General features: G+C 64.9%; 16 protein-coding genes. 8 read left to right on the top strand and 8 right to left on the bottom strand.

Annotated elements, in window-relative coordinates:
• The first annotated feature begins 339 nt into the window (after positions 1 to 339).
• Positions 340 to 732, top strand: coding sequence for a DUF3592 domain-containing protein (locus tag ACVISU_RS04965; protein WP_456706185.1), 393 nt, complete (start codon positions 340 to 342; stop codon positions 730 to 732).
• Between the two features lie 66 nt (positions 733 to 798).
• Here the strand turns inward: ACVISU_RS04965 and ACVISU_RS04970 are convergent, their stop codons facing one another.
• The 6 genes from ACVISU_RS04970 to ACVISU_RS04995 all read right to left on the bottom strand — a co-directional run bounded on the left by ACVISU_RS04970 (position 799) and on the right by ACVISU_RS04995 (position 5,580).
• Positions 799 to 1,152 carry a cupin domain-containing protein gene (locus ACVISU_RS04970; RefSeq protein ID WP_456706186.1) on the bottom strand — a complete coding sequence of 118 codons (354 nt, stop codon included), beginning with the start codon at positions 1,150 to 1,152 and terminating at the stop codon, positions 799 to 801.
• Positions 1,153 to 1,209: 57 nt separating this feature from the next.
• Positions 1,210 to 1,419: a DUF2934 domain-containing protein gene (locus ACVISU_RS04975; RefSeq protein WP_050404699.1), complete on the bottom strand. Its 210-nt coding sequence runs from the start codon at positions 1,417 to 1,419 to the stop codon at positions 1,210 to 1,212.
• A 511-nt stretch (positions 1,420 to 1,930) separates the two neighbouring features.
• A complete protein-coding gene (gene gor / locus ACVISU_RS04980) occupies positions 1,931 to 3,316 on the bottom strand; it encodes a glutathione-disulfide reductase (RefSeq protein ID WP_456706187.1) in 1,386 nt (461 codons plus the stop codon).
• A 67-nt stretch (positions 3,317 to 3,383) separates the two neighbouring features.
• Entirely contained in the window at positions 3,384 to 3,917 is a 534-nt protein-coding gene (locus tag ACVISU_RS04985) for a DUF2059 domain-containing protein (RefSeq protein WP_063695183.1), read from the bottom strand.
• Positions 3,918 to 3,940: 23 nt separating this feature from the next.
• Positions 3,941 to 4,639 (bottom strand): ribose-5-phosphate isomerase RpiA, encoded by a 699-nt coding sequence (gene rpiA, locus ACVISU_RS04990; RefSeq protein ID WP_157113203.1) that lies wholly within the window; start codon positions 4,637 to 4,639, stop codon positions 3,941 to 3,943.
• A gap of 107 nt (positions 4,640 to 4,746) precedes the next feature.
• Positions 4,747 to 5,580: an SDR family NAD(P)-dependent oxidoreductase gene (locus ACVISU_RS04995; protein ID WP_456706188.1), complete on the bottom strand. Its 834-nt coding sequence runs from the start codon at positions 5,578 to 5,580 to the stop codon at positions 4,747 to 4,749.
• 74 nt (positions 5,581 to 5,654) lie between these two features.
• Here ACVISU_RS04995 and ACVISU_RS05000 point away from each other — a divergent pair, with 74 nt between their 5' ends.
• The 6 genes from ACVISU_RS05000 (at position 5,655) to ACVISU_RS05025 (ending at position 12,170) form a co-directional block, all read left to right on the top strand.
• Positions 5,655 to 6,335 (top strand): HAD hydrolase-like protein, encoded by a 681-nt coding sequence (locus ACVISU_RS05000; RefSeq protein WP_050400283.1) that lies wholly within the window; start codon positions 5,655 to 5,657, stop codon positions 6,333 to 6,335.
• Between the two features lie 160 nt (positions 6,336 to 6,495).
• Positions 6,496 to 6,963, top strand: coding sequence for a hypothetical protein (locus ACVISU_RS05005; protein ID WP_050400282.1), 468 nt, complete (start codon positions 6,496 to 6,498; stop codon positions 6,961 to 6,963).
• Between the two features lie 279 nt (positions 6,964 to 7,242).
• Complete coding sequence (moaA, locus tag ACVISU_RS05010; RefSeq protein WP_456706189.1) at positions 7,243 to 8,277, top strand: GTP 3',8-cyclase MoaA; 1,035 nt, start codon at positions 7,243 to 7,245, stop codon at positions 8,275 to 8,277.
• 346 nt (positions 8,278 to 8,623) lie between these two features.
• Positions 8,624 to 9,163: a TRAP transporter small permease subunit gene (locus ACVISU_RS05015; protein WP_050400305.1), complete on the top strand. Its 540-nt coding sequence runs from the start codon at positions 8,624 to 8,626 to the stop codon at positions 9,161 to 9,163.
• A complete protein-coding gene (locus tag ACVISU_RS05020) occupies positions 9,160 to 10,764 on the top strand; it encodes a TRAP transporter large permease (protein ID WP_050400280.1) in 1,605 nt (534 codons plus the stop codon). The genes ACVISU_RS05015 and ACVISU_RS05020 overlap by 4 nt, the downstream gene beginning before the upstream one ends.
• A 116-nt stretch (positions 10,765 to 10,880) precedes the next feature.
• Complete coding sequence (locus tag ACVISU_RS05025; protein ID WP_456706190.1) at positions 10,881 to 12,170, top strand: M20/M25/M40 family metallo-hydrolase; 1,290 nt, start codon at positions 10,881 to 10,883, stop codon at positions 12,168 to 12,170.
• 36 nt (positions 12,171 to 12,206) lie between these two features.
• Here ACVISU_RS05025 and ACVISU_RS05030 read toward each other — a convergent pair whose 3' ends face one another.
• Both ACVISU_RS05030 and ACVISU_RS05035 read right to left on the bottom strand, forming a co-directional pair.
• Positions 12,207 to 13,541: a sensor histidine kinase gene (locus ACVISU_RS05030; RefSeq protein ID WP_456706191.1), complete on the bottom strand. Its 1,335-nt coding sequence runs from the start codon at positions 13,539 to 13,541 to the stop codon at positions 12,207 to 12,209.
• A gap of 2 nt (positions 13,542 to 13,543) precedes the next feature.
• Complete coding sequence (locus ACVISU_RS05035) at positions 13,544 to 14,218, bottom strand: response regulator transcription factor (protein WP_050400277.1); 675 nt, start codon at positions 14,216 to 14,218, stop codon at positions 13,544 to 13,546.
• A gap of 390 nt (positions 14,219 to 14,608) precedes the next feature.
• Here ACVISU_RS05035 and ACVISU_RS05040 point away from each other — a divergent pair, with 390 nt between their 5' ends.
• Positions 14,609 to 15,808, top strand: a complete 1,200-nt coding sequence (locus ACVISU_RS05040; RefSeq protein ID WP_456706192.1) for an efflux RND transporter periplasmic adaptor subunit — start codon at positions 14,609 to 14,611, stop codon at positions 15,806 to 15,808.
• Positions 15,809 to 15,842: the final 34 nt, after the last annotated feature.

Raw genomic sequence — 15,842 nt, forward strand, 5'->3', positions numbered from 1 at the left:
ACGCAATGCGTTCTGCACGAAGACACCTGCCGTGAGGGCGTCAGGACCACACGATTTCGCCGTCCGCCTCGCATGCATGTCGTCTCTCGCATGCCCGGCGTCCACCGCATCTCACCGCAACACTCCTGACGATGCGCAGCGCCCCTCGATCGGGTGAGACGGGCACATTGAACATCTGAGTTGGGTCAAACGCCAAGCGGAATATTTTCCGCACGAGGACTGGACGGGAGTGATCGCGTTGATCCGCCTTGCGAATTTCGCGCTTTGGCGCACGCCTTGTTGTCAACCTAAGTTAGGCTTCGTACGATCCTGGCCGATCCCGTCTATTCGGAATCCCTCATGCTTACGGACATCGTGATCGCGATCATATGCGTGGCCTTGTACTGGCGCTTCGCTGATCCCTTCGGCGAGCAACGACGTACAGTCACGGCTTGGGGGACCGTCATCGATTTGCCCATGAGGGGAATAGCGAGGCGCGTGCCGCACCCGCGAATTCGATTTCAGACAGCAGACGGCCAGGAAGTGACTTTTATCTCGAAGGTGGGTTCGAGCGTCGCACTCTGGCCCATTGGTTGTCAGACGCGGATCACATATGACCCGAGCGATCCGCAGAATGCTGACATCAAACCCTCCGCAGGCCTAAAGATGCTTTGGCTCATTGGCGCAATTGTCGCCACGACCGTGGTGCTGCGCGTAGCCCTGGAAGCCATGGGGCTGCAGTTCGCGCACTAGGCGGCCAAATCCAAAGCTTGGTGTTGACGGCCGCGGTTGCAATCCCGTGCAAGCCCGCCGCCCCTCTCACACCACCTTCCGTGGCGCCGCCGTCGCCGCAGCGCCCGTGTTCGGCGTTCCCGTCGGCTCGATCAGCAGCAGATGCACCTCTTCCCGCGCGACGGGCCGATGCTCGACGCCCTTCGGCACGATGTACATCTGGCCGGGATGCAGCGTCACGGTGCGGTCGCGCAGCTCGATGTCGAGCACGCCTTTCAGCACGAGGAAGAAGTCGTCCGTGTCGTCGTGCTTGTGCCAGACGAACTCGCCCTGCACCTTCACCACCATGACGTCGCAGGCGTTGAATTGCGCCACCGTGCGCGGCGACCAGTGATCGGTGAATGTCGAGAGTTTCTGCGAAAGATCGATCGCGCCGCTCATGATGCCTCCGGGTCCGGGCCAGTCTGCCGGGCTCGTTAGCTCAGCCGCGCGACGCACTCAATGCACGCCCCTCAGCTTCTCCGGATATGGTGTCGGCCCGTTGTGCCCGTTGATCTCGCAATGCGCTTCACCGTTGGCGGCCTTACGCTCCAGCAACTCCCGCTCCGCCTTGTACCAGAGTTGATCCATCTGGCCCGGCGGTTCCCCGGCGTCCTTCCACAATTCGTAGGCGCGGGTCCTAATCTCCTGCTCGGTTGGGCCTGTCATGGGCGGCTCCCTCAATTTGAGACATCAAACTGTTTGGAGTGGAACTGCCAGCATAGCGCAAGGTTCCAACGCGCGCGAGATCGCCGCACTGCTATCGCACCGTCTGGGTACAAGCGCCGCTGCGCGGGCCATCTGCCGGAAACTGCATTTGATTTGAGCGCGCGAACAATGGCCCCAGAGGAGAAGGTCCGGTGCATATCCAGGTCAACAAGGGTGCCCTGGTTCCCCGCGCCAAATGCGGTCGCCGACAGGCGCGCCGGTGTTGTGCAGGCAACCTACCCCTTCCGAGGTATGAAACCTTTGCGCGCTTCTGCAGACTTAAGAATATCAGGATTTTGCCGTGACCTTCCTGGGGCTAGAGACAACGCCGCTCGCATGTATTTTAAGCGGGCGGCGTTGGACTTTCAGGCAGGTCGCGTTCCCCATTACCGACCGCGAGATCCGTTGCTCAGCGCGAGCTTGCGGTGCAGAAATCGAGCGCAAGGCCGATCGTCTCGGCGCGCCGCGCGCCCTACTCCGCCGCCTGGCGGACGTGGCGCGCGGATGGCGTCCGCATCGTCACCAGCTCTTCGGAGGCGGTCGGATGCAGCGCGACGGTGGCGTCGAAGTCCGCCTTGGTCGCCTTCATCTTCACGGCGATCGCAACCGCCTGGGTGATCTCGGCGGCGCAATCGCCGACGATGTGGCAGCCGAGCACGCGGTCGCTTGACCCGTCGACCACGAGTTTCATCAGCACGCGGGTGTCGCGGCCGGACATCGTCGCCTTGATCGGGCGGAAATCGGTTTTGTAGATGTCGACGTGGCTGTACTGCGCCCGCGCCTCTTCCTCCGTGAGGCCGACGGTGCCGACCTCCGGCTGCGAGAACACCGCGGTCGGGATCGTGGCATGGTCGACCTGCACCGGGCGCTTGCCGAACACGGTGTCGGCGAAGGCATGGCCCTCGCGGATCGCGACCGGCGTGAGATTGGTGCGGTGGGTGACGTCGCCGACCGCGTAGATGTTGTCGACCGAGGTCTTCGACCAGCCGTCGACCTGGATGCCGCCATTGGCGGGATTGATGGCAACGCCGGCGGTCTCAAGCCCGAGATTGGCGACGTTGGGATGCCGGCCGATCGCGAACATCACCTGGTCGGAGGCGATGCTGGAGCCGCTCGACAGATGGGTCGTGTAATCCTTGCCGTGCCTGTCGACCTTCGCCACCGTGCAGCCGGTGATGATGGTGATGCCGCGCTTCTCCATCTCGGCGCGGACATGCTTGCGTACGTCCTCGTCGAAGCCGCGCAGGATGTTGTCGCCGCGGTAGACCACGGTGACGTCGGAGCCGTAGCCGGCGAAGATGCCGGCGAATTCCAGCGCGATGTAGCCGCCGCCCTGGATCACGATCCGCTTCGGCAGCTCTTTCAGGTGAAACGCCTCGTTGGACGAGATCACGTGCTCGATGCCGGGCACGATCGGCCCGTGGTTGGGCGCGCCGCCGGTCGCGATCAGGATGTACTTTGCTGTGACCTTCTCGCCAGTGGCGAGGCGCAGCGTGTGGGCGTCCTCGAGCACCGCGCGGGTCTTCACGATCTTCGCGCCCGATTTCTCGACATTGGTGGTGTAGGCGGCCTCGAGCCGGGCGATCTCCTTATCCTTGTTGGCGACGAGCGTCGCCCAGTCGAACGAGACCTGGCCGATGCTCCAGCCGAAGCCGGCCGCGTCCTCGATCTCCTGGTGGACATGGCTGCCGATCACGAACAGCTTCTTCGGCACGCAGCCGCGGATCACGCAGGTGCCGCCCATCCGGTACTCTTCGGCGACCATGACCTTGGCGCCATAATTGGCCGCGATGCGGGCGGCACGAACGCCGCCCGAACCACCACCGATGACAAACAGGTCGACGTCAAACTCGGCCATGGCAACCCCTCTCTTCCCCCTCGCCCCGCAAACGGGGCGAGTTCACACGCGGCGCTCCGAAAACGCGTCAGATATCCTTGCCGCGCTTCTTCATCTCGGCCTTGAACTGGCCGTTGACGATCACGCCGAACTGCTGCGCCCACTGCTGCATATATTGCAGCGATCCGTTGATTGCCGTGGGCTCCGCGGTCAAAAGTTTCTGACCGAGCGGGGTCTTGTAGAAGGTCACGAGATCCTTCAGCTCCTGCTCGGTGAACTCGGCGGCGTAGATCTGCGCCATGCCTTCGCCGATCTCCTTCTCGCCGCCCGCGAACTGCTTGGCGACGACCAGCGCCACCTCGTCGAGGTCCTTCTGGTAGTTCAGATACTGCTGCAGCAGGCCGGTCTTGGTCTTCTCGATGATTCCCGGAACGGCGCCGGAATACATCACCGCCACGTTCTTCATGGCCAGGATTTCCTTGGCGTAGCCGATCGCCGCGGGCGTCGACTGCTTGACCTTGGGCATCGGCGGCAGCTGCTGCTGCGCCATCGCCGGTGCGGCCGCGAGCGCGAGGCCAGCCGCCAGGGCCGCTGCCGACAAAAGTCCCGAAAAACGCTTCATTCCAAGTCTCCTTGCTTGCGGCGCTATCGCCGTTCAACAACCCGAATTCCCTGTGCGCCGGCCAGCACGGCGACGCTGCCGAGGCCGATGAACAGACCATGTTCAACCACGCCCGGAATCACGCTGAGCAAACCGGCGAGACGCGGCGGGTCGCCGATCCGGCCGAGATGCGCATCGACGATCCAGTGGCCGCCATCGGTGACAAAAACGTGACCGTCCTTGCCCTTGCGGACGATCATCTGGCCGGACACGCCGGCCTCGGCGAACGCCCGCGCCATGGCGGCCTTCGTCGCGGCAAGCCCGAACGGGATCACCTCGACCGGCAGCGGAAAGCGGCCGAGCACGTCGACCCATTTGCTGTCGTCGGCGATCACGATCATGCGATCACTGGCGGCCGCCACGATCTTCTCGCGCAGCAGCGCCCCGCCGCCGCCCTTGATCAGATTGAGCGCGGGGTCGATCTCGTCGGCGCCGTCGATGGTGAGGTCGAGGTGATCGATCTCGTCCAACGTGGTCAGCGGGACGCCGCAGCGGATCGCGTCCGCGCGGGTGGCCTCCGAGGTCGGCACGCCGATCACCTTCATGCCTGATCGGACCTTCTCGCCGAGCAGTTCGACGAAATGCTTGGCGGTCGACCCGGTGCCGAGCCCGAGCTTCATGCCGTCGCGCACCTCTTCGAGCGCGCGCGCCGCCGCCTGGCGTTTCAGTGCGTCCATGTCCACGGCCGATAGCCCCTCGGTTGTCCGTTACGGGCGCGCCATCGGGCGGCCCGGCGGGCGCATATCTAGCCTCGATTCACGGGCAGGAATAGCGCCATCCGGGCCAGTCTTTAGGCCGAAACGGCGTCCATCGCGGCCAAAATCGCCGCAAAACGGTCCTCGACCTCGGCCCGCATCCCGGGATGGGTGAAAACATAGAGCTGGTCGTCGTGAATGGCGCGCATCACGCGGGCCGCAACCGAGGCCGGGTCGAGACCGGCCTCGAGACGCCGCGCGATCTCGGCGACGAGCGCCGCTGCCGGGCTGTCAGGGGCAAGCTGGCGCGCCGGCCCATACTGCGCCGGGCGATTGCGCCCGCTCTCGCCGATCCGGGTCCGCACATAGCTCGGACAGAGCACGCTGACGCCGATCCCGAGCGGCGCCAGTTGCGCCGAAAGCCCTTCGGACAGGCTGACGACGGCGAATTTGGTCGCCGAATACGGGCTGACGCCGAGCCCGGCATTCATCCCGGCCATCGACGCGGTGTTGACGATATGGCCGCCCTCGCCGTGCGCGCGGATGTGCGGCAGGAAGCTCCTGACGCCGTGCACGACGCCCATCAGGTTGACGTCGATCACCCAGCGCCAGTCGTCGACCGAGATCGGGTCGATGCCGCCACCGGCCGCGACGCCGGCATTGTTGCAGACGACGTGCACGTTGCCGAATGCGCGGAACGATGCCTCTGCCGCGCGGTCGAGGCTTGCGGGATCGGCAACGTCGCAGACGACGCCATGGACATCCGCCCCGCCGGCCCGCAGCGCATCGACGGACTTGTCCAGCGCACCGGTTTCGATGTCGGCGAGCATCACCTTCATGCCCTCGCGCGCGAACGCGGTTGCCATGGCGAGGCCAATTCCGCTGGCCGCACCGGTGACAAAAGCGGCTTTTCCGGCAAGTTCCCGCACCCGAGCCTCCCTTTTTTGCGCGACACTAGCATCTTCGCTTGCATCGTGCCGCGCTGCCCGATAGCCAGAAACAGATGTCTGCCTCCTCTCCCCGCATCATCGTGTTCGATCTCGACGGCACGCTGGTCGACACCGCGCCTGACCTGATCAGTGCGCTGAACCATGTGCTCGACCGCGAAGGCCTGCGGCCGGTGCCGTTGTCGGCGGCCCGCAACATGATCGGTGCAGGCGCGCGCAAGCTGCTCGAGCGCGGGCTCGAGGTCGACGGACGCGCGGTCAGCCTCGCCGACCTCGATCGTCTGACCGCGGATTTCATCGACTATTACGCCGAGCACATCGTCGACGGCTCGCGACCGTTCGACGGGTTAGAGGCCGCGCTCGATCGGCTGGAAGCCAAGGGCCATCGCTTCGCGGTCTGCACCAACAAGCTGGAGTGGCTGTCGAAGCTGCTGCTCGACCGGCTCGGCCTGACACCGCGCTTTGCCGCGATCTGCGGCCAGGACACGTTCGGCATCGCCAAGCCCGATCCGGCCTTCCTGCGCGAGACGGTCGCCCGCGCCGGCGGAAAGCTGCCCGGCGCCATCATGGTCGGCGATGCCGGTCCCGACGTCGGGGTCGCCCGGCGCGCCAGCGTCCCGGTGATCGGCGTCGATTTCGGCTATACCGACGTGCCGATGACCGAGCTGAAGCCGGACCGGCTGATCAGCCATATGCGCGACCTGCCGGACGCCGTCGCCAGCCTCGGCGCCGCATAGGATTTTCGCAAAGCATTGATATCAAATAGATATATTTTGCCATGCGAATTTTCCATTAACCATCCCTTAACGAACAGACCTCCCGCTGTTGCACCTCTGTTCCGACGCTCTTATGGTCGCGCCGGGGATTGTGGCTGATTGCCGCAGTAGAGTGTGGATCATGCGTCGTATCATCGTGTTCGCGGCCGCCGGGCTGAGCTTGGCCGGCTGCTCTTCGTTCTCATTGGATTCGTTCAAGTCGGCACCGCCGCCGATGCAGGTGCAGCTGGATTCGGCGCCGCAAGGCGCCGACGCCGTGACCTCGCTCGGACCGGGCTGCAAGACGCCCTGCACCGTGTCGGTCCCGGCGCCGGAGGCCAACTTCGCCGTCACCTTCAACATGCCGAAGTTCCAGCCGGCGACGGTGCCGGTGACCGTGACCCGCACGCCGGGCGACTTCACCAGCCCGGCCACCACCACGCTCGATCCGAGCCCGGTGTTCGCCGAGTTGCAACCCGCCGGTCCGCCGCCGCGCGGGCACAAGGCGATGCGGCCGAAAAAGAAGAAGCCGAGGCCGGCTGCCGCTGCGGCGCCTGCCGCCGCGCCGGACGCCGCGGCGCCGCCGCCGGCCGCCGCGCCCACGCGCTGACGCGCAGCGCTGCGCGCATCTGATCGAGATTGCACTGCACAAGAACCCGGCCCAAAGCCGGGTTTTTGGTTTTTGTCGAGACACATCGGCGATTGCGATCATGCATCGCACGATCTGTCTCACCTATCGCTTTGCAATTGGCTTCGCAGGTTGCGGATCATCCATTGGAACGCATTGTGACGGCGTGCCAACATGCATAGATTGCGCGTGCGGGGCCCGTCACGGCCCGGCGCTCCGGGAACGCCTTGATTGAAGGCTTGGCTTGAAGGCTTGGGTTGAATGAACGGATCCACGCAGGCTCATTCCGACACGCTGTTTCGTCCGATGACCGATCCGTTCGGCCGGACGATCCGTTACCTGCGCGTCTCCGTCACCGACCGCTGCGACCTGCGCTGCTTCTATTGCATGTCGGAAGACATGACCTTCCTGCCGAAGGCCGACCTCTTGACGCTGGAAGAGCTCGACCGTCTGTGCTCGGCCTTCGTCGCCAAGGGCGTGCGCAAGATCCGCCTCACCGGCGGCGAGCCGCTGGTCCGCCGCAATGTGATGGGCCTGGTGCGCTCGCTGTCTCGCCACCTTTCGACCGGCGCGCTCGATGAATTGACGCTGACCACCAACGGTTCGCAGCTCGCGCGCTTCGCGCAGGAGCTGGCCGACTGCGGCGTGCGCCGCGTCAACGTCTCGCTCGACACGCTCGATCCCGTAAAATTCCGGGCCATCACCCGCTGGGGCGACATCGACAAGGTGCTGTCGGGCATCGAGGCGGCGCGATCCGCCGGGCTTGCGGTCAAGATCAACGCGGTCGCGCTGAAGAACATGAACGAGGACGAGATCCCTGCGCTGATGGAATGGGCGCACGGCAAGGGCATGAGCCTGACCTTGATCGAGGTGATGCCGATGGGCGACATCGGCGAAGGCCGCATCGATCAGTACGTTCCGCTGTCGCTGCTGCGCGCGAGGCTCGAGAAGCACTACACGCTGACCGATCTTGCCGACGACACCGGCGGCCCTGCCCGCTATGTCCGGGTTGCCGAAACCGGCGGCAAGCTCGGCTTCATCACGCCGATGACCCACAATTTCTGCGAATCCTGCAACCGGGTGCGGATCACCTGCACCGGCACGCTGCACACCTGCCTCGGCCATGAGGACGCCTCCGATCTGCGCCGGCCGCTGCGCGCCTCCGACGACAACGATCTGCTGTCGGCGGCCATCGACCGGGCCATCGGTCTGAAGCCGAAGGGGCACGATTTCATCATCGACCGCCGTCACAATCGCCCGAGCGTCAGCCGCCACATGAGCGTCACCGGCGGCTAGTCAAAGCCGCTGCCAACGCCGGCGCCGTCCCCCGATTACCAAGGCGGGACAACGATTTGCCGCGGCGTCAATTTGCCCATTTTCCGATTGACGGCGTTCCGCGGCGCTGATTTGGTGCCCCGGCTTTCACGCTCGCCTGGCCGGATAGGCCGCTGCCCCCTGTCGGCACCTGCCGACGATCCGGCAGCCAAGAGCACCAACAACGGCGGAAGCGGATTTTCGGGGGAGGACGATCGCTTGCAACTGCTCCTGAAGGTGAGCCGTGGCTCCGTGCGCGTGCGTGCGGCGGCCAGATGATGCTTGAGAAGATATTCGGCGCGCGAATCGCGCGACCGTGGAGATCGTGATGCGCCCAATGTTGGCACTGAGTCAGGCCATCGACCGACTCAACGAGAAGATCGGCTATGTCTGCAATCTGCTCGTGCTGATCGCCTGCCTGGTCAGCGCCGGCAATGCCATGATCCGCTACGCGTTCAGCTACTCCTCGAACGGCTGGCTCGAGGCGCAGTGGTACATGTTCGCGATCCTCGTGATGTTCGGCGCCTCCTACACCTTCAAGCGCAACGAGCATGTCCGTGTCGAGATCCTCTATCTGATGCTGTCCGAACGCGGCCAGCTCTGGCTCGACCTGATCGGCACGTTGTTCTTCCTGATCCCGTCCTGCCTGCTGCTGGCCTATCTGTCCTGGCCGTTCTTCTACCAGGCCTATGCGGTCGGCGAGATGAGCGGCAATGCCGGCGGCCTCTTACGCTGGCCGATCAAGTTCGTTATCCCGTCCGGCTTCGTGATGCTTGCGTTACAGGGCGTCTCCGAGGTGATCAAGCGGATCGCCGCGCTGCAAGGCTATGTGACGATCGACGCGAAGTACGAGAGGCCGACGCAATGACGATTACGCTGGAGATGATGCCGCCACTGATGTTCGGCGGCCTGATCGTTGCGATGCTGATCGGCTATCCGGTGGCGTTCACGCTCGCCGCGGTCGGCTTGTCGTTCGGGTTCCTCTCCATCTATCTCGGCTTCTTCGACCTCAACTTCCTGCAGGCGATCCCGGGCCGCATCTTCGGCAGCGTGCTCTCCAACGAACTGTTGCTCGCGATCCCGTTCTTCACCTTCATGGGCGCGATATTGGAGCGATGCGGGCTGGCCGAGGACATGCTGGACTCGATGGGCCAGCTGTTCGGCCCGATCCGCGGCGGCCTCGGCTATTCCGTGATCATCGTCGGCTTCATCCTCGGCGCCATCACCGGCACGGTGGCGGCGCAGGTGATCGCGATGGCGCTGATCTCGATGCCGGTGATGATCCGCTACGGCTACAACATCCGCTACATCACCGGCGTGCTGGCCGCTTCCGGCACCATCACGCAACTCGTCCCTCCCTCCCTCGTCCTGATCGTGCTCGCCGACCAACTCGGCAAATCGGTCGGCGACATGTATCTCGGCGCCTGGGGCCCGTCGGTGTTCCAGATCCTGCTGTTCGCCGGCTACACCTTCCTGCTCGGCATCTTCAAGCCGAGCCATGTGCCGGCGGTACCGATCGAGGCGCGCACGCTGACCGGTTGGGCGCTGTGGAAGAAGTGCCTGCTCGGCATCATTCCCTCCGCGGTGCTGATCTTCGTCGTGCTCGGCACCATGATGATGGGCCTTGCGACCCCGACGGAAGCCGGCGCCATGGGCGCGGTCGGCGCCATCGTGCTCGCCGCGATCCACCACAAGGATTTCAGCGCGACCGGCCGCAAGGTGCTCATCATCGGCGTGATCGCCGGCGGCATCGGCACCATCATCGCGATGCTCTACAGCGAGAACCTGATCTTCAGGCTGGCGTTTGCGATCACCTATCTCGCGGTGGTCTGGATCTGCCTCGAGGCGGTCAAGATCCCGGACCTGCGCGACCTGATCAAGCAGGGCTACGAGACCACCATGCGCATCACCTGCATGGTCACCTTCATCCTGATCGGCTCGACCTGCTTCTCGGTGGTGTTCCTCGGCGTGTCCGGCGGCACCTGGCTCGAGCACCATCTGACCTCGCTGCCCGGCGGCGTCTGGGGCTTCCTGATCTTCATCAACATCTTCATCTTCTTCCTGGCGTTCTTCCTCGACTTCTTCGAGATCGCCTTCATCATCCTGCCGATGATCGCGCCGATCGCGCAGAAGGTGCTGGCGCCGGTGGTCGGGCCGGACGCCGCGCTGATCTGGTTCGGCGTGATGCTGTGCGTCAACATGCAGACCTCGTTCCTGCATCCGCCGTTCGGCTTCGCGCTGTTCTACCTGCGCGGCGTGGCGCCGAAGGAAGTGAAGAGCTCCGACATCTACTGGGGCGCAATGCCCTGGATCGGGCTGCAGGCGATCATGGTGGCGCTGGTGATCGCGTTCCCGGTCGTGGTCACCGGACTGCTCGACAAGCCGCTCGATGTCGACCTCAACAAGGTCAAGATCGAGGTGCCGCAGATCGAGCTGCCGCCGCTCGACTTCGGGCAACCGAAGCAGTAGCCGGCATCGGCGGCGTGCCCTGCGGAAGCGGGGCGTGCCGGAACCGTTGACGGCGGCGGCGAGTCCTGTGAAGACGCGGGGGCATGCATCGTCCTCCAACTCACAGACCGCCGCCCATGCCCCAACCGCATCCCGCCCGCTCCTTCGTTCGTCCGCTCGTCGCCTCGCTCAGCCTGGCGTTTGCCGTTGCCGTGGCGCATGCGGCGCCGGCGGCCGACATTCGCGCACTGGCGCAACAGGAGCAGCAGCCGCTGCTCGACACCCTGCGCGACCTCGTGCAGATCGAATCCGGCAGCAAGGACCTCGAGGGCCTCAACCAGATCGCCGCGCGCATCGCCGGCCAGCTCAAGGAGCTCGGCGGCGCGGTGGACATCCTGCAGACCACCGACATCTACCGGCTGGACGACACGCCGGAGAAGATCGGCCCCGCCGTGCAGGCGGTCTTCAAGGGCACCGGCAGCGCGAAGATCATGCTGATCGCGCACATGGACACGGTGTATCTCAAGGGCATGCTGAAGGACCAACCCTTCCGCGTCGATGGCGACAAGGCCTACGGGCTCGGCATCGCCGACGACAAGCAGGGCATCGCCACCATCCTGCACAGCGTGGCGCTGCTGCAGAAGCTGAACTTCAAGGATTACGGCACGCTCACCGTGCTGATCAACGGCGACGAGGAGATCTCCTCGCCCGGCTGGCGCAGCACCATCACCCGCGTCGCCTCAGAGCAGGATGCCGTGTTCTCGTTCGAAGGCAGCGACGCCAGCGGCACGCTCCGCCTCGCCACCAGCGGCATTGGCTCGGCCTATCTCACGGTGCATGGCAAGTCGTCACATGCGGGCGCGAGGCCCGAAGGCGGCGTGAATGCGCTCTATGAGCTGTCACACCAGGTGCTGCAGATGAAGGACCTGTCGAAGCCCGAACAGGGCCTGAAGCTGAACTGGACGGTTTCCAAGTCCGGCACCAACCGCAACGTGATCCCCGCCGAAGCCTCCGCCCAGGCCGATGCACGCGCGCTCAAGGTGTCCGACTTCGACGAGCTCGAGACGGCGCTGCAGGACAAGATCAAGAACCGCCTGCTGCCCGACTCCAAGGTCGAGGTGAAGTTCGAGGTACGTCGCCCGCCGCTCGAAGCCAACGACGCCTCGCGCCGCGTGGCCGGCCACGGCAAGACGATCTATCAGGAACTCGGCATGCCGCTGAACGTCGCCGAGCGGGCCACGGGCGGCGGCACCGACGCTGCGTTTGCCGCGCTGAAGAGCAAGGGAGCCGTGGTCGAAGGCATGGGCCTCTCGGGCTTCGGCGCGCACTCCAATGATGCCGAGTATGTGCAGATCAACAGCATCGTGCCGCGGCTGTACCTGACCACGCGCATCATCATGGATCTGTCCGACGGCAAGGTGAAGTAAGCCGGGCCGGCCCGACGGCTGCCGCGGCCGAGGTCCTCAGGCGGACGCCGGCTCCGTTCTGGCGAGGTGGAAGCTCAGCGTGAACTGGGCGCCACCGGACGGCAGGTTCTCGACCTTGATCGTCGCGTCGTGATCGTCGGCAACGCCGCGGACGATCGAGAGCCCGAGCCCCGCCCCGTCCGTGCGCTGGCGCTGGCGCTCGCCGCGCCAGAAGCGCTGGAACACCAGCCCCTGCTCGGCGGGCGCAATCCCCGGCCCGCAATCGCGCACCTGCACCGAGCCGTCCTCGTGCACCTCGACATCGACCGAGGTCCCATCCGCAGTGTACTTGATGGCGTTCTCGGCCAGATTGAAGATCGCGCGCTGCAGCATCTCGGCATTGCCCTTGACCTGCACCGGGCCGTCGGCGCCGCGCAGCGCGATGTCTTTCCGCTGCGCCAGCGCATAGGGCGCGATCGAGCCGACCACCTCGGCGCACACCGCGCGCAGATCCGCGGTTTCGCCAGGATCCAGCACCAGCGTATCGAGCTCGGCGATCTCGAGCAGCTGGCTGACGATCCGGCTCATGCTCTCGATGTCGGCATGCAGCTCCTTGGTCCCCTTGGCCACATCCAGCGTCTCGATGCGGGTCCTCAGGATCGCAAGCGGAGTGCGCAGCTGATGCGCGGCATCGGCGGTGAACTGGCGCTGCACGTGAAACCCGTCCTCCAGACGATCGAAGGCCTGGTTGACGGCGGTCACCAGCGGCAGGATCTCGCTCGGAATCCCCTCCGTCGGCAGACGAATGTCGGTCCTGGCCGGCCCGATGGCCCTGGCCTCCTCGGAAGCCCGCAGCAGCGGAATCACGGCGCGGCGGAAGATCAGGATGTCGGTGGCCAGCAGGATCAGCAGGATCGGGATGGTGATCCAGCCGACCCGGCGGAAGAAGTTGGAAACGATGTCATCGATGATGACGTCGCGATGCGAGAGGTCCTCGGCGACCTGGATTCGCAGCGTCTGGCCGCCGACGAGCTGGGTGGCGCTGGCGCCGGAAATCCGGTCGGCCAGGGCCGGCGGTCGCGGCGCTCCGCGATGCGACGAGAACAGCAGATTGTCGTCCGCATCGTAGATGTCGTAGCGGTAGCGGCCATAGGCGTCGGAATAGAGCCCCTTCAGGCTGTCCGGCAGGTTGAGCTGAACCTTGCCGTCGGAATCGACCGAGAGGTTCTGGCCGAGATCGGCGGCCTGATCGCGCATCGCTTCGCTATGCAGATGGTTGATCTCCGAATTCAAGAGCCACAGCAGCAGCAGCGGCAGGAAGATCGCGGCGACCGCGACCGCCACGATGTGCAGGAACACGATCCGCGAGGTCAGCGACGTGAAGCGGAACACCCCTATTTCTCCTCCGCCATCAGATAGCCGACGCCGCGAATAGTATGGATGATGACCTTGGCGCGGTGCTCGGTAAGCAGCTTGCGCAGGCGCGACACGTAGACCTCGACGGCATTCGAGGCGACTTCGCCCGACAATCCGAAGATGTGGTCCTCGACGTTCTTTTTCGGCACCACCCGCCCCTGCCGCCGCAGCAGGATCTCCAACACCGAGGTCTCGCGCGCCGAGAAGACCTGCGGCGTGCCGTCGACGAACACCTGCTTGCTCTCGGTGTCGTAGACGAGATTGGCGAGCTTCAGCGAGGAGCCGAGCAACTGACCGGGCCGGCGCAGGACGGCCTCGAGCCGCGCCACCAGCTCTTCCAGCGCAAACGGCTTCGCGAGATAGTCGTCGGCACCGCTGCGCAGGCCGTTGACCCGATCCTGAAGGCCGTTGCGCGCGGTCAGCACCAGGACCGGCAGCGGGTCGTTCCTGCGGCGAAGCTCCGCCAGCACCGTCAGGCCATCGCCGTCGGGCAGACTGAGATCGAGGATCATGGCAGCATAGCTGACGCTACGCAGCGCATCGCGCGCTTCGGCAACGCTGTTGACGATGTCGGACTCGTATCCTGCCGCCATCAGCCCGCTCGCGAGCAACCGCGAGAGCTCGAGATTGTCCTCGACGATCAGAAGGCGCATTGCAGCAGTCCTGTCTTCATTCAATCGGCGTTCTGTTTACACACCTTGTTGCGATGCGCCAGCCAAGCGACAATTCCGCAACAGATCGCGCGCTGAGCAGTCCCGACGTGCAAACGATACGCATTTAAGCACAACGCTGGATTACCGCTCAGAGCGCTACTTTTTGGCTATGCGCGGCAGCCCCTAGTCCCACGCAAAATAGATAAACCGGCACCCGCCGCAATCAAATTTGCGCGCCGGGCGCACGCTTGAAAAGGACAAATGTAAGCCTGGCGTCAGCTAGCCCTGATATCTGTTCATTTGTTCTCAACGGGAGATCGGACGACGGCCCGCCATGCGGCAAGACCTCGTCTCTCGCGCGAGGCTTTCATGCAGTATTGGCGGCGGGCGATGTCATTTCGAATGAAGTATATGGGCTTTGCGGCGATGCCGGTGCTGGCGGCGCTTCTCGCCGGCGCGTGGCTCACGACGCGCGCCGATGGTGTGGTGAACGCCAAGGCCGCGCAAGACACCGCGCGGCAGGACGTCAACGTCGAGCAGCAATACGTCACGCTAAGCGACAAGCAGGCAGCCTCCCTGAAGGTCATGGCCGCGGAGCAGCGCTCGTTCCGGACCCTGAAAAACGCAGTCGGCTCGATCGACTTCAACCAGAACATGCTGGTGCAGGCGTTTACCCCAAATCCCGGCAGGATCGTTGACACGCCCCTCAATGTCGGTGACGAAGTTGCAAAGGGCGATACGCTGTTCACGATCGACAGCCCCGATCTGCTGCAGGCCGAGTCGTCGCTGCTCGCCGCGGCCGGCGTGCTCGAACTGCAGACCAGGACGCTGGCGCGGGTCAGGCAGCTCTTGAAGACCGGCGGCGGCGCACAAAAGGACGTCGACCAGGCGACGTCGGATCAACAGACGGCTGAAGGCAACTACAAGGCCGGACGCAACGCGGTGCGCATCTTCGGCAAGACCGACGCCGAGATCGACCGCATCGTCGCTGACCGCAAGGTCGATTCCATCCTGGTGGTGCCGAGCCCAATTTCGGGCCGGATCATCGCGCGCAATGCCGCGCCGGGTCTGTTCGTGCAACCCGGCAATGCGCCCGCGCCCTATTCGCTGGCCGACATCTCGACGATGTGGATGGTCGCCAATGTGATCGAGACCGACGCCCCGTCCTACCGGATCGGCCAACCGGTCGAGGTGCGGGTGCCGGCCTATCCGAACGAGGTGTTTCGCGGCCGCGTGACGACGCTTGGCCTCAATATCGATCCGAACTCGCATCGCCAGCTGGTGCGCTCGGTGATCGACGATCCCCAGCACAAGCTGCGCGCAGGCATGCTGGCGAGCTTCACCATCGAAACCGAGCCGCCAAAGCTGTCGGTCAGCGCTCCGCTGGACGCCATCGTGCGCGAGGGCGACGGAACGATGACGGTGTGGGTCACGACCGACGGCCGCAAGTTCGACCGCCGCACGGTGACGATCGGCATGGAGCAGGATGGCTGGCGGCAGATCCTCAACGGCCTGGCGGCCGGCGAGAAGGTTGCCTCCACGGGCGCGATCTTCCTCAGCAACAAGTTCGCCAACGCGGTCACCGGCTAGCCCGCGCCAACCGCGCCTTCGTCCGCTCGAGAGT

The organism is Bradyrhizobium sp. USDA 4452, from assembly GCF_054063575.1.

What these genes read in the sequence shown, in the direction of transcription:
- ACVISU_RS04975 (WP_050404699.1), bottom strand. Translation starts at nt 1,419, where the DNA reads ATGACAGGCCCAACCGAGCAGGAGATTAGGACCCGCGCCTACGAATTG.
- ACVISU_RS05035 (WP_050400277.1), bottom strand. Translation starts at nt 14,218, where the DNA reads ATGCGCCTTCTGATCGTCGAGGACAATCTCGAGCTCTCGCGGTTGCTC.
- ACVISU_RS04985 (WP_063695183.1), bottom strand. Translation starts at nt 3,917, where the DNA reads ATGAAGCGTTTTTCGGGACTTTTGTCGGCAGCGGCCCTGGCGGCTGGC.
- moaA (WP_456706189.1), top strand. Translation starts at nt 7,243, where the DNA reads ATGAACGGATCCACGCAGGCTCATTCCGACACGCTGTTTCGTCCGATG.
- ACVISU_RS04965 (WP_456706185.1), top strand. Translation starts at nt 340, where the DNA reads ATGCTTACGGACATCGTGATCGCGATCATATGCGTGGCCTTGTACTGG.
- ACVISU_RS04970 (WP_456706186.1), bottom strand. Translation starts at nt 1,152, where the DNA reads ATGAGCGGCGCGATCGATCTTTCGCAGAAACTCTCGACATTCACCGAT.
- gor (WP_456706187.1), bottom strand. Translation starts at nt 3,316, where the DNA reads ATGGCCGAGTTTGACGTCGACCTGTTTGTCATCGGTGGTGGTTCGGGC.
- ACVISU_RS05025 (WP_456706190.1), top strand. Translation starts at nt 10,881, where the DNA reads ATGCCCCAACCGCATCCCGCCCGCTCCTTCGTTCGTCCGCTCGTCGCC.
- ACVISU_RS05020 (WP_050400280.1), top strand. Translation starts at nt 9,160, where the DNA reads ATGACGATTACGCTGGAGATGATGCCGCCACTGATGTTCGGCGGCCTG.
- ACVISU_RS05040 (WP_456706192.1), top strand. Translation starts at nt 14,609, where the DNA reads ATGTCATTTCGAATGAAGTATATGGGCTTTGCGGCGATGCCGGTGCTG.
- ACVISU_RS05000 (WP_050400283.1), top strand. Translation starts at nt 5,655, where the DNA reads ATGTCTGCCTCCTCTCCCCGCATCATCGTGTTCGATCTCGACGGCACG.
- ACVISU_RS05015 (WP_050400305.1), top strand. Translation starts at nt 8,624, where the DNA reads ATGCGCCCAATGTTGGCACTGAGTCAGGCCATCGACCGACTCAACGAG.
- ACVISU_RS05005 (WP_050400282.1), top strand. Translation starts at nt 6,496, where the DNA reads ATGCGTCGTATCATCGTGTTCGCGGCCGCCGGGCTGAGCTTGGCCGGC.